Below are 12948 nucleotides of genomic sequence, written 5' to 3'. Positions count from 1 at the left end.
ACCGGGCAAGGATCCGCGAGGTCCATGGGGTGCACCTAGGACGGTTCGATCGACGGAGCAACGACCACGAGCCACTTTCGATGCGGTGCTCCGGTGGACGGTCCGCGCCGCGCTTCGACGCGACTCCCGTGCGGCGCGCGCGGCGGCGAGGGAGTCGCGCCGGGCCGGCTCGACGTGGGGCAGCGCGGCGGATGGAGTCGCTCGAGCGGCATGGTCCTCTGGTTCGCATCGCTCGCGTCGCTCGTGTCGTTCGCGTCGCTCGCGCGGCCCAGCCAGGGCATACCCGAGTTATTTCCAAAGTATTTCATGACGTGCTGCTGGGCAGTTGCATGGTGGGCCGCCAGCTGCTCTGTGGTCTATACTACGGGATGTGCGCTGGGGATCTTCCGTAGGCGGGTGCGGCGCGTGCCGCGTCACACCGAGGCTTGACGGATGGCCCCCACCGCATGTAGCGCTCGATCGGTGGGCTGTGATGCCCAGCAGCCAGGGGCGGCGCCCGGCCTGTTGGTCGGGGCTGCCGAGTGACGACCTCGCCGGGGGGAAAGGTTTTTCACGATGCGTGTGCTGGAAAACTTCGTCGGCGGCGCCTGGTCTCGAGCCTCGGGGGCGACGCGCCTCGAGGTGAAGAACCCGGCGACCGGGGAATCTCTTGCGGAGGTGCCCCTCTCGACGGCGGCCGACGTCGACGCGGCGGTGAAGGCCGCGCAGGCGGCGTTCCCGGGCTGGAGCGCGACGCCGCCGGTGCAGCGGGCGCGCTACCTCTTCAAGCTGCGCGAGATCTTCGACGCCCATCGCGACGAGATCGCGGCGATCTGCACCTCCGAGCACGGCAAGACGCTGTCCGAGGCCCGGAACGATTTCGGCCGCGGCATCGAGAACGTCGAGCACGCGGCCGGCATCCCGGCCCTCCTGATGGGGCAGGCCCTCGAGGACGTGGCGTCCCGGATCGACTGCCACACGATCCGCCAGCCGCTCGGCGTCTTCGCCGCGATCACGCCGTTCAACTTCCCCCCGATGGTGCCGCTCTGGTTCCTGCCGTACGCGATCGCGACGGGGAACACGTTCGTGCTCAAGCCGTCGGAGCAGGTCCCGCTCTCGCAGCAGCGCATCTTCGAGCTGATCGAGCAGGCCGGGCTGCCGCCCGGGGTCGTGAACCTGGTCCACGGCGGCCGCGACGTCGTGAACGCCTTCTGCGCGCACAGGGACATCGCGGGCGTGTCGTTCGTCGGCTCGTCGGCGGTCGCGCGCCACGTGTACAAGAGCGCCGCGGAGGCGGGCAAGCGGGTCCAGGCGCTCGGCGGGGCGAAGAACTTCCTCGTCGTGATGCCGGACGCCGAGCGGCAGATGACGGTCGCCAACGTGGCCGAGTCCATCTACGGCTGCTCCGGCCAGCGATGCCTGGCCGGCAGCGTCGTCGTGTGCGTCGGCGACACCTACGAGGCCGTGCGCGACGGGCTCGTGCGCCACGCGAAGGGGATCGTGCTGGGCGACGGATCGAAGCCGGGCGTGACCATGGGCCCGGTGATCTCGGCGGCGCACAGGGACCGGGTGCTCTCGTACATCAACCAGGGCGTGGCGGAGGGGGCGACGCTGCTCCTCGACGGCCGGGACGCCAGGGTCGAGGGGTATCCGGACGGCAACTGGGTTGGGCCCACGGTCTTCGACGACGTGCGGCCAGGGATGGTGATCGCGACCGAGGAGATCTTCGGGCCGGTCGCGTGCCTGATGCGCGCGAACGACCTCGACGAGGCGATCGCGATCGCGAACCGGAGCGAGTACGGCAATGCGGCGTCGATCTACACGTCGAGCGGCCGCGCGGCGCGCGAGTTCCAGCACCGCGTGGGCGCCGGGATGGTCGGCGTGAACATCGGCGTCGCGGCGCCCATGGCCTTCTTCCCCTTCGGCGGCCAGAAGGGCAGCTTCTTCGGCGATCTGAAGGCGCACGGCCCGACGGCCATCGACTTCTACACGGAGCGCAAGATCGTCATCACGAGGTGGTTCTGATGGCACGGAACGTACTTGGCGGGCTGATCCAGTGTTCCACCCCGATCGCCGACGACGGCGCCTCCGTCATGGCCATCCGGGACGCGATGTTCGAGAAGCACCTGTCGTTCATCGACGAGGCGGGGAAGAGGGGTGTGCAGATCCTCTGTTTGCAGGAGGTCTTCAACACACCTTACTTCTGTCCTTCGCAGGACGCGAAATGGTGCGATGTGGCCGAGCCCGTCCCCGGCCCGACGGTCGAGCGGCTCGCGGCGTACGCCAAGAAGTACAAGATGGTGATGATCATCCCCATCTACGAGCGGGAGATGGCGGGCGTCTATTACAACACGGCCGCCGTGGTCGACGCCGACGGCACGTACCTCGGCAAGTACCGGAAGACGCACATCCCGCACACGAACGGGTTCTGGGAGAAGTTCTTCTTCAAGCCGGGGAACCTCGGTTATCCCACGTTCCAGACGCGGTATGCGCGGATCGGCGTCTACATCTGCTATGATCGCCACTTCCCGGAGGGGGCGCGGCTGCTCGGCCTGAACGGCGCCGAGATCGTGTGGAACCCCTCGGCGACGGTCGCCGGGCTCTCCCAGTACCTCTGGAAGCTCGAGCAGCCCGCGCACGCCGTGGCCAACGGCTACTTCATCGCCGCCTCGAACCGCGTCGGCACCGAGGCGCCGTGGAACATCGGCAAGTTCTACGGGACGAGCTACTTCTGCGACCCGCGGGGCAGCTTCCTCGCGACGGGGAGCGAGGACAAGGACGAGCTCGTCGTCGCCGAGATGAACCTCGACCTGATCGAGGAGGTGCGGAGGACGTGGCAGTTCTACCGCGATCGCCGGCCCGAGACGTACGGCGAGCTCACGGAACAGCTGCCCTGAGGGCCCGGGGCGGCGGGAGGGCGGCGCCGCCCCCGGAGGGGACCCGCCGCCCGGCGCTCACCCGCGGAGGAGCAACATGGGCATCCTGATCAAGAACGGCGAGATCATCACAGCGAGCGACCGGTTCGTCGGCGACGTCTACTGCGAGGACGGGAAGATCGCCGCGGTCGGCGCGGGGCTGTCGAAGGAGCGCGCGGGAGACACCGTGATCGACGCCTCGGGGCAGCTCATCTTCCCCGGGGGGGTCGACGCCCACGTGCACATGGAGCTGCCGTTCATGGGGACGGAGAGCTCCGATGATTTCGAGACCGGCACGGCGGCGGGCGTCGCCGGGGGCACGACCTCGATCATCGATTTCGTGATCCCGGCGCGGGGGCAAGCGCTGCTCGACGGGCTCGCGATGTGGAACGAGAAGGCGAAGAAGGCGGTCTCCGATTACGCCTTCCACATGGCCGTCACCTGGTTCGGCGACGATACCCTCGAGGAGATGGCCGTCTGCACGCGCGAGCACGGCATCCCGTCGTTCAAGACCTTCATGGCCTACCGCGGGGCCATCGGCGTCGACGATCCGGAGCTCATCCAGGTGATGGAGGCCGCCAAGGGCCTCGGCGCGCTCGTGACCGTGCACGCCGAGCACGGCGACGCGGTCGTCGCGCTCCAGAAGAAGCTCCTGAAGGAGGGCAAGACCCACCCGCGGTACCACGCGCAGAGCCGCCCCGCGCCGATCGAGGGCGAGGCGACGGGGCGCGCGATCATGCTCGCCCGGATGATCGGCGAGCCAATCTACATCGTCCACCTCACCTGCAAGGAGGCGCTCGCCGCGGTCACCGAGGCGCGGAGCCGGGGCCAGGTGGTCATGGCCGAGACGTGCCCGCAGTACCTCCTGCTCGACGATTCGGTGTACGAGAAGCCTGGCTTCGAGGGGGCGGCCTACGTGATGAGCCCTCCGATCCGGCCGAAGGGCCACCAGGACGCGCTGTGGGCCGCGCTCTCGTCGGGGCTCATCCAGACGGTGGCGACCGACCACTGTCCCTTCAACCAGGTTGGCCAGAAGGACATGGGCAAGGACGATTTCTCGCGGATCCCGAACGGCGCCGCCGGCATCGAGAACCGCCTCGCCCTGCTCTGGACCTACGGGGTGCTCGCGGGGCGGATCGACGTCCACCGCTTCGTCGATCTGTTCTCCACGCAGCCGGCCAAGATCTTCGGGCTGTACCCGCGCAAAGGCTCGATCGTGCCGGGCGGCGACGCGGATCTCGTGGTCTTCGATCCGAAGGGGACGAGCACGATCTCCGCGAAGACCCACCATCACCGGTGCGACCGGAGCATCTTCGAGGGCTTCGAGGTGAAGGGGAAGCCGACGCACGTCATCGTCAACGGCCGGGTCCAGTGCGTGGACGGCAAGCTCGACGTGGAGCGGGGCGCCGGGCGCTACCTCCCGCGCCGGCTCGGCCCGACCCAGGGAGCCCAGGCCTTCTAGTCACCCCTCAGCACCCGAGAGGAGCCGCGCGAGCGCCAGCATGACCCGAGCCCCGATACGCCTCTCAGCCCTCCCGTCCGGCCGGATCGAAGAGCGATTCGAGGACAAGAGCCCGCGCTACACCGACGCCGAGGCGATCGCCGAGGCGAACCGGTGCCTCTATTGCGTCGACGCGCCCTGCATCAAGGCGTGCCCGACGGCGATCGATATCCCGACGTTCATCCGGAAGATCGCGGCCGGCCAGGTGAAGGGCGCGGCCCGCACCATCCTGACGGCCAACCTGCTCGGCCAGTCGTGCGGGCAGGCCTGCCCCGTCGAGGTGCTCTGCGCGGGCGACTGCGTCTACAACGGGTGGGGGCGCGAGCCGATCGCGATCGGCCGCCTCCAGCGCTACGCCGTCGAGTCGGCCCTCGCGCGCGATCCGCGGATCTTCCGGGCGAAGCCGCCCACCGGCAAGAGCGTCGCGCTCGTGGGCGCGGGGCCCGCGTCGATCGCGGCGGCGGGCTACCTCGCCCTCGAGGGGCACCGCGCCGTGATCTTCGAGCGGAAGGCGATCCCCGGCGGCCTGAACACGCTCGGGATCGCGCCCTACAAGATGAAGGGGCACGAGGCGCTCCACGAGCTCGAGTGGGTCCTGTCGCTCGGGGACGTCGAGCTCCGCGCCGGCGTCTCGGTCGTCGCGCAGGCGGCCGGGCCGGGGGAGGTCTCCGCGCGCGACCTGCTCGCGGAGCACGACGCTGTCTTCCTGGGGCTCGGCCTGGGCGCCGACGCGCGCCTCGGCCTCCGCGGGGAGGACGGCGACGGCGTGGTGGGCGCGACAGCGTTCATCGAGCGGCTCAAGGCCGACCCGGGCCTCGACCTCGCGGGCGTGCGGCGCGCGGTCGTCATCGGCGGCGGCAACACGGCGCTCGACGTCGCCCACGAGCTCGCGCTGCTCGGGGTCGACGTGGCCGTCGTGTACCGCCGCTCCGAGGCCGAGATGTCGGGCTACGCGCACGAGCTCGAGGGCGCGCGGGTCGCCGGCGCGCGGCTCATCGAGAACCGGGTGCCGGTCGAGGTGGTGCGCGAGGGCGGCAAGGTCGTCGCGCTGCGGATCGCGCCCGCCGACGCGGGCGCGCGGGGCCCCGCGCCGGGGCCGGCCGAAGAGGAGGTCCTGCCCGCCGACCTCGTCGCGGTCGCGATCGGGCAGAGCCGGGCGACGCAGGTGGCGCTCGCGTTCGAGGGGGTGGTGCTCGACCCGAGGGGGCGCGTGGTGGTCGACCCGGCGACGCACCGCACGGGCAACCCGAAGGTGTACAGCGGCGGCGACTGCGTGAACGGCGGCAAGGAGGTCGTCAACGCGGTCGCCGAGGCGAAGATCGCCGCGCGCGCGATGCACGAAGCGATGACGACGCGGGCGGGCGGCGCGGCGCCCGGACCCTCACCGCAAGGGAGCTGAGCGATGGCCGACCTCTCTATCGACTTCGCCGGGATCAAGAGCCCGAACCCGTTCTGGCTCGCCTCGGCGCCGCCGACCAACACCGGAGATCAGGTCCGGCGCGCCTTCGACGCCGGCTGGGGCGGCGCCGTCTGGAAGACGCTCGGGAACCCGATCGTCAACGTGTCGAGCCGGTTCGGCGGCATCGACTACGGCAACACGCGGCTCATGGGGCTCAACAACGTCGAGCTCATCACCGATCGCCCGCTCGACGTGAACCTCAAGGAGATGCGCGAGATCAAGCGGCGTTACCCGGGCCACGCGCTCATCGCCTCGCTGATGGTCGAGACGAAGGACGAGTGGCGCGAGATCATCCGCAAGGCCGAGGACACGGGCGCGGACGGGCTCGAGCTCAACTTCGGCTGTCCGCACGGGATGTGCGAGCGCGGCATGGGCTCGGCCGTCGGCAACGAGCCGGCGGTCCTCCAGGAGATCGCGCGCTGGGCCGTCGAGTTCGCGACGACGCCGGTCATCGTGAAGCTCACGCCCAACGTCGGCGACATCCTGGAGCCGGGCGAGGCCGTGCTCCGCTCCGGGGCGCACGGCGTCTCGCTGATCAACACGGTCAAGTCGCTCATGGGCGTCGATCTGGAGCGGATGGTCCCGCTCCCGCGGGTCGGCGGCGCGTCGACGAACGGCGGGTATTGCGGGCCCGCGGTCAAGCCGATCGCGCTCCACATGCTGAGCCAGCTGGCGCGCCACCCCGGCGTCGGGCGGCTGCCCATCTCCGGCATCGGCGGCATCTCGAACTCCCGCGACGCCGCCGAGTTCATCGCGCTCGGCGCGACGAGCGTCCAGGTCTGCACCGCGGTGATGCATTACGGCTACCGCATCGTCGAGGAGATGATCGAGGGGCTCAGCGACTGGCTCGACGATCACGGGATGCGCTCGGTGAACGAGCTGCGCGGCAGGGCGATCCCGCAGGTCCAGGAGTGGGGCGAGCTCGACCTCTCGTACCGCGTCGTCGCGGACATCAGCGCCGACAAGTGCATCGGGTGCCAGCTCTGTTACGTGGCCTGCATGGACGGGGCGCACCAGTGCATCCACCTGCCGGGGAGGACGGAGGCGGAGGCGCGCGCGGCGGGCCACACCCACCTCCCGAAGGTCCTCCCGGATCGCGCGGTGACGGCGGATCCGAGCGGGGACGCGGCGCCGTCGCGGGTCCCGTTCGTCGACGAGGAGGAGTGCATCGGCTGCAATCTGTGCGCGCTTGTGTGCCCGGTGCCGGGGTGCATCACGATGAGGGAGGCGCCTTCAGGCAAGCCCCCCGAGACGTGGAACGACCGTGTCCAGAAGGGGACGGACTTCGTGCCCGGCGGGCTGGAGTCGACGGCGCGCGCGCGGAGCTCGTGAGCCCGGGCTCCTGGCCAGGCGGCCAGGAGCCCGCGACGACGGCGACCGCGCCGGGGCGCTGCCCCGGCTACGGGGCGAGCTTCACGACGATCGCGTCCCTGCGGTCGTACGTGCCCACGCCGATCACGTTGCCGGCGCTGTCCACCGCGAGATCGAAGATGTCCCCGTGCTCCGCGTCGCCGATCGGGTCGACCGACCACAGCACGGCGCCCGACGGCGAGAGCTTCGCGATCGCGCCGGGCGGGTTGATGAACACATTGCCGGCGCCGTCGAGGGCGACGGCAGGGATGCCCCAGGTGTTGGAGAGCAGGCCGAGGCCCGTCGTATCGACGCTCCACAGGGGCGCGCCCGAGGGGGTGAGCTTGGTCACGGTCGTGCCGAGGGCGACGATCAGCTCCCCGGACGGGGTCGCGGCGACGTCCGCGTCATCCGGCGTGCCGGAGACGACCTGGCTGAAGACGTGATTCCCTGCCGCGTCGAACTTCGCCAGGTACATGCCGTGAGCCGCCGGCGAGCTCGCCATCGGTCCGCCGCCGAGGTCGAGCGCGCCGGAGAAGCGGCCGAGGACGATGACATTGCCCGCGCCGTCCACGGTGACGCTCGCGGGGTCGCTGTCGTACGGGTCGCTCACGAAGGTCCTGATCCAGATCGGCGCGCCCGCCGCGCCGAGCTTCGCGACAAGGAGATCGCTGCCCGGCCCGCCGGCGAGGGGGCCGGTGCCGAGATCGACCGTGTCCCAGACGACGCCGGCGAGCGCGGCGCCCGCGCCGGCGCTGGCGACCTTGACCTGGCCGAGGCCAGCGACCTCCGCGAGGAGATCGCCCGACGCGGTGAACCGCTGCAGGCCGGAGTTCGAGCCCGCGATCAGCTCGCCGGTGTCCGACGCGGCGAGGCTCAGGAAGGTGCTGCCGCCGAGCGGGCGCTCGTCCCACACGTGGTTCCCCGCGGCGTCGAGCTTGGCGAGGAACTTGGTGTTGAACATCTCCATGAGCGTCGGGTCGCCCTGCCCGACGAAGTCGATCGTGCCATAGGCGTAGCCGCCGAAGATCACGCTGTCGGCGCTGTCGATTGCGACGGCGCGCGCGCGCATCGACTCGTGCCAGCCGTTGACGAAGCGCTTGCTCCAGAGGATGCTGCCGGGGGCGCACGGGGCGCAGCTCGGGCCCCCGCAGTCCACGCCGGACTCGGCGCCGTTCTGGATCCCGTCCTCGCAGGTGTCGTGGTAGCAGACCGTGAGCGCCGGCCGCTCCGTGGCGCTCGCGCTCTCGCTGCTCCGCAGGGTGCTCCGGGTCACCGCGGCCTCCTCGATCAGCACGCCGTGGTTGGCGAGCTCGCCGCTCACCCAGGCCTTCGCGAGCGCGGTCACGTCGACGTTCCGGAAGCCGGTGGTGCCGGAAGGACCGCCGGTGACGAAGGAGGCCTCGATCGCGGGATCGAAATGGCCGCCGCCGCCGGAGTTGCCCCACGTGACGCCCGACTCCGTCCACGCGGCGGTGGCCCGGTGGACGCGCACGGTGCTGCTCTCGATCTTGTATGTCTGGTAGAGCGACAGCGTCGCCGAGGCGATCTCCGCGCTCGCCGGGACGCCGGCGAGGTTGAACCGGAGGAGGCTCCGCCGGACGCCGCCCGTGCCGGTGCCCGTCGAGAGCGTGGTGCTCGCGCCGTCGTTCCACGTGGGCGACACCTGCCAGAGCGTCGCGTCGGCCACGTCGCCGCCAAGGCCGCGCCGGAAGGTCACGCACCGCGGGTCGCACGCGTCGCCGTGCCCGTCGGCGTCGGCGTCCACCTGCGACGGGTTCGCGGCGGCAGGGCAGTTGTCGTGGTCGTCGACCACCCCGTCACCGTCGCTGTCCTGCGCGAGCTCGAACGCGTACGCGGGAGAGCCCGCGATGACCGAGCTCCCCGACACGGCGACGGCCTTGCCGAAGGCGCCTTCGGTCGGGCCGTTGCCGGTGAGCCTGCCCTTCTCGATCTCGATCCACTCACCGCCCGCCGGCGAGAACACGTACGCCGCGCCCGCGTCCGGCTGATCGACGCGATCGGCCAGGATCGCGCCGGCGACCGCCATGCTGCCGGAGAGCGCAACGGCGCTCCCCAGGCCGTCCCCCGTCCTGCCGTCGGTCGCGATCAGCCTGGAGTCCTGGCGCCAGCCGCTCGCCCCGCGGTCGAACACGTAGGCCAGGCCGCGCCCGAGCTCGTACCACGGCATCGGCGGGCTGAGGACGCCCGGCGCGCCCACGAGGATGCGCCCGCCCGAGATCGCGACCGAGCTCCCGAAGCGGTCGAACGCCTGGGGCGGGTCCGCGGCGAGCCGGTGCGCGCCGCCCCAGTCGCTCGCGTCGAACACGTAGGCGGCGCCCTCGCCGTCGCCTTCCCACCACCACGAGTCCCCCGGCGAGCCCACGACCACCGTGCCGCCCTCGATCGCGACGGGCGGCGCGCTCCAGGCGTTGGCGCCGGCCGGGGCGACGAGCTCGACCTCCTCGCTCCAGGCGCCGCCGCTGCGGGAGAACACGTAGGCCGACGTCTCGGCGGAGAGGACGGCCCGGTCGCCGTCGACCGCCACCGCCCGGCCCGCCGGGTTCGACGGCCCGCCGCTCGCGACGAGCTTGGCCTGCTCGGACCACACGCCCCCGCTCCGCACGAACACGTAGGCGGCGCCCGCGCCCCCGGGCGCCCCGACCACGGCGGTGTCCGCCGAGATCGCGACCGAGGCGCCGAAGCCGTCGCCCGCGGGCCCGTCGCCCGGGACGAGCCTGGCCTGCTGCGTCCAGGCGCCGCCGCTCTTCACGAACACGTACGCCGCGCTCCCGGGCGCCCCGACGATCGCTGTGTCGCCCGACATGGCGATCGCGTCGCCGTCCAGGTGGATCGGGGTCGCGCCGTCGACCGCGATGAGCGCCGTCCGCTCCGAGGCGGCGAGCGGATCCACCGTCACCGGGTACGCGGCCCCGGCGGTGTCCACGCGCAGCGACAGCGTGCGCCCGTCGACGCCGAGCTCCATCCACGCGGGCAGCGTCCGCCCCGCGGCGTCGGTGGCGTGGAGATCCGTGTACCGCATCGCCACCGCGCCGGACGCCTCGCGCAGCGCGACCCCCTCGCCGCCGGCGAGCGGCGTCGCGCGGAGATCGCCGCCCAGGGCGAGCTCGATGACGAGGTCCTGGTCCCCGGGGGCGAGGCAGGGCGGCGCTCCGGGCACCGTGAAGCCCTGCTCCAGCCCGAGCGGCCCGTTCACGTACCACTCCACGAGCCCCTCTCCCGGCGACGCGCCCTGCCGGCGGAGCTCCACGCGGTTCTTCGTGGCGGTCGGGGCCGCGCGCGGCACCTGGCGCAGATCGCCCGCGCAGCCGTACCGGGCGGCGGCCATCGAGAAGCTCCACCGCGCCTCGCCCTCCTCCGGCGCGATCCGCACCCCCGACGCGCTGAAATCGGCCGAGAGCCGGTGCGCCGGGTTCGGCGCGCGCAGGCTCGCCCTGTTCCCGCCCGGGGACGCCTCGATCACCCGGTAGCCCTCCGGCGCCGACGCCTGCACCGCCGCGATGTACGCCGCCCGCAGGCGCGCGGGGCCCGGCGCCGTGTCGGGCGCCGCGGGCGCCGCCGCCACGCCGTCCACCGGCGGCGCGGGGTCTCGCGGCGCCTCGGTGGAGGCGCAGCCCCCCACCATGGCGGCTGCGGCCATCACCTGTCCAATCCTCCCCATTCGATCTCGCATACGCTGGATCTCCCTCTGGCTGGCGCTCCTCCGCGCAGGCGCGCCGGGCGCCGGAGCGCTCCGCGCCGGAGGGCAGCGAGCTTGCGGCGCCTCATCGCAAGGTCCGCGCCCTCGCCGCGGACGGGGGCCGCGCCCTCGCGATGGACGAGGGGCGCAGCCGCCGCCGCGCGGCCGGCGTTTGCGAGCGACGCGCGACCGCGTCCGATTTCGTGACACGCGCGGCGCGGTGACCGGAACAAACAACACGGAGGGCAGGAGCCCTCGCTGGAGGAACATGGTCCCGAAAGACGCAGCGACGATCACCCCGCGGAATCGCGGTCTCACGCCGAACGCCCACGCGAAGCAGGGGCGGACGGGCATGTCCGATCACGATGAGCGGGCCGAGCTGCTCGCCGAACACCGCCCGGAGCTCGCGCGCCTGCTGCAGAGCCTTCCGGCCCGCGGCAGCGCCCCCGCGCCGCTGACGGGTTATCTCCTCTCCTTGCGAGAACCGACGGGCTACCTCATCGCGATCGGCCTGCAGCAGCGCGACCCGGCGCTCGAACCCGAGCGCATGCTCCGCGCCGCCCTGGCCGCGGGCGAGCGCGCGCCGATGCTGGTCGGCGTGATGGCGCGCTCGGCGATGGCCGAGGTCATCGCGCCGCTCGCGCCGGTCACGCGCGCGGTCGCCGCGCGCCTGAAGCGACCGGCCCCCTCCGGCACGCTGCGGGTCGTCGTCGCCGCGGCCGGCGGGGCGGAGCTCTTCACCGTGAAGCTCTCGGAGCTCACGCCCCCCTCGCCCGGCTCCGGCTGAGCGAGCTGCCCGAGCCGGCGCTCACTCGTTCGCGTAGACGCGCCGCTCGCTCGAGTCGAGCCCCAGGTACACAACCCGGCTGTCGAGGCTCGCACCCCCGCGCTCGGCGCCCTCGGGCGCCGGCCGGCGGTCGGCGGCCTCGTCGCCTCTGCGCAGCGCCTCGTACTCCGCGACGGAGGCGCGAAGGCACCCGTCGAGCGGGGCGTCGATCTCGAGGGCGGCCACGTGCGCCCCGGCCTCCGGCCCGATCCTTCCCGCGAAGAACTCGGCGCAGCAGCCCGAGCCGTAGCTGAACAGCCCGACGCGCTGCCCCTCGAGCGCGCGGGCCTGCGTGGTGAGCAGGGACGCGAGCGCCAGGTAGAGCGAGCCCGTGTAGATGTTGCCGATGCGCGACGGCAGATCGAGCGACGGCTCCACCTCGACGGCGAAGCTCTCGTCGGCGGCCTGCTCGGTCAGGCCGTCCAGCGCCAGCCGGTGGCGGTGGGCCTTGCGGGCCATCTTGCCGTAGGGGACGTGATAGCAGGTGCGCGCGAGGGGATCGCCGTCGCCCGCCACGCGGCGCCAGTCGCCGTAGGCCCCGGCGAGGGCGTCGAGGTAGCACTGCACCGAGTAGTGACCGTCGACGAGCGCCTCCTTGTGGTGGAGCGGCCGCCAGAAATCGTAGACGTCGCGCGCGTACGTGCCGGTCTGGCCGACCTCGATCTCGACGAGGCGCGGCCGCTCGCGCACGAGCAGTGCCACGGCGCCGGCGCCCTGGGTGGGCTCGCCCGCGGAGCCGAGCGCGTAGCGCGCCACGTCCGAGCAGACGACGAGCGCGGCGCGGCCCCGGGCCGAGCCCGAGGCGATCCAGTCCACCGCGTTGAGGAGGCCCGCGGTGCCCCCGAAGCAGGCGTGCTTGGCCTCGAAGACCCGGCACGCGCTCGGCAGCCCGAGCAGGCCGTGGAGGAAGGAGGCCGCCGGCTTCGCGTGGTCCACGGCGGTCTCGGTGCCCACGACGCAGAGCCCGATGTCCGCGGGGCTCGCGCCCGACCGCTGGAACAGCCGGCGGGCCGCGTTGGCGCCGAGGGTGATCGGATCCTCGTCGGGCGCGGCGATCGCCATCCGGCGGGTCCCTAGGCCGGTCAGGTACTTGGAGGGCGCGATGCCCCGCGCCTCGGCGAGCTCGGTGAGCTCGACGAACCGGCGGGGGACGGCGAGCGCGATCGCATCGATGCCGATGCGAGGAAAGTCATGACGTAGGCTCATACCTGCATCCTA

At 72.4% G+C, this 12948-nt stretch carries 8 protein-coding genes; 6 read left to right on the top strand and 2 right to left on the bottom strand.

Annotated features, from left to right (window positions below; translation table 11 throughout):
• Positions 1-555 precede the first annotated feature (555 nt).
• The 5 genes from WMF45_RS35100 to preA all read left to right on the top strand — a co-directional run bounded on the left by WMF45_RS35100 (position 556) and on the right by preA (position 7186).
• Positions 556-2004, top strand: coding sequence for a CoA-acylating methylmalonate-semialdehyde dehydrogenase (locus WMF45_RS35100; protein ID WP_437543743.1), 1449 nt, complete (start codon positions 556-558; stop codon positions 2002-2004).
• Positions 2004-2876: a nitrilase-related carbon-nitrogen hydrolase gene (locus WMF45_RS35095; RefSeq protein ID WP_437709781.1), complete on the top strand. Its 873-nt coding sequence runs from the start codon at positions 2004-2006 to the stop codon at positions 2874-2876. Before WMF45_RS35100 ends, WMF45_RS35095 begins: the two co-directional genes overlap by 1 nt.
• A 76-nt stretch (positions 2877-2952) precedes the next feature.
• Complete coding sequence (gene hydA, locus WMF45_RS35090; RefSeq protein ID WP_437543740.1) at positions 2953-4356, top strand: dihydropyrimidinase; 1404 nt, start codon at positions 2953-2955, stop codon at positions 4354-4356.
• Between the two features lie 40 nt (positions 4357-4396).
• Positions 4397-5794 carry an FAD-dependent oxidoreductase gene (locus WMF45_RS35085; RefSeq protein WP_437709779.1) on the top strand — a complete coding sequence of 466 codons (1398 nt, stop codon included), beginning with the start codon at positions 4397-4399 and terminating at the stop codon, positions 5792-5794.
• A 3-nt stretch (positions 5795-5797) separates the two neighbouring features.
• A complete protein-coding gene (gene preA, locus WMF45_RS35080; protein WP_437543736.1) occupies positions 5798-7186 on the top strand; it encodes an NAD-dependent dihydropyrimidine dehydrogenase subunit PreA in 1389 nt (462 codons plus the stop codon).
• Between the two features lie 67 nt (positions 7187-7253).
• On the opposite strand, the gene WMF45_RS35075 is transcribed toward preA, so the two are convergent.
• Positions 7254-10865 carry a DNRLRE domain-containing protein gene (locus tag WMF45_RS35075; RefSeq protein ID WP_437719609.1) on the bottom strand — a complete coding sequence of 1204 codons (3612 nt, stop codon included), beginning with the start codon at positions 10863-10865 and terminating at the stop codon, positions 7254-7256.
• Positions 10866-11256: 391 nt separating this feature from the next.
• On the opposite strand from WMF45_RS35075, the gene WMF45_RS35070 reads away from it, so the two are divergent.
• Positions 11257-11691 (top strand): hypothetical protein, encoded by a 435-nt coding sequence (locus WMF45_RS35070; RefSeq protein ID WP_437709777.1) that lies wholly within the window; start codon positions 11257-11259, stop codon positions 11689-11691.
• Between the two features lie 21 nt (positions 11692-11712).
• Here WMF45_RS35070 and WMF45_RS35065 read toward each other — a convergent pair whose 3' ends face one another.
• Entirely contained in the window at positions 11713-12936 is a 1224-nt protein-coding gene (locus WMF45_RS35065; RefSeq protein ID WP_437709775.1) for a hydroxymethylglutaryl-CoA synthase family protein, read from the bottom strand.
• Positions 12937-12948: the final 12 nt, after the last annotated feature.

This window comes from Sorangium sp. So ce448 (assembly GCF_051520915.1).
Taxonomy (GTDB): domain Bacteria; phylum Myxococcota_A; class Polyangia; order Polyangiales; family Polyangiaceae; genus Sorangium; species Sorangium cellulosum_B.
Note: the sequence above shows the minus strand (reverse complement) of the source record. Positions and strands in the feature narration are given on the sequence as shown.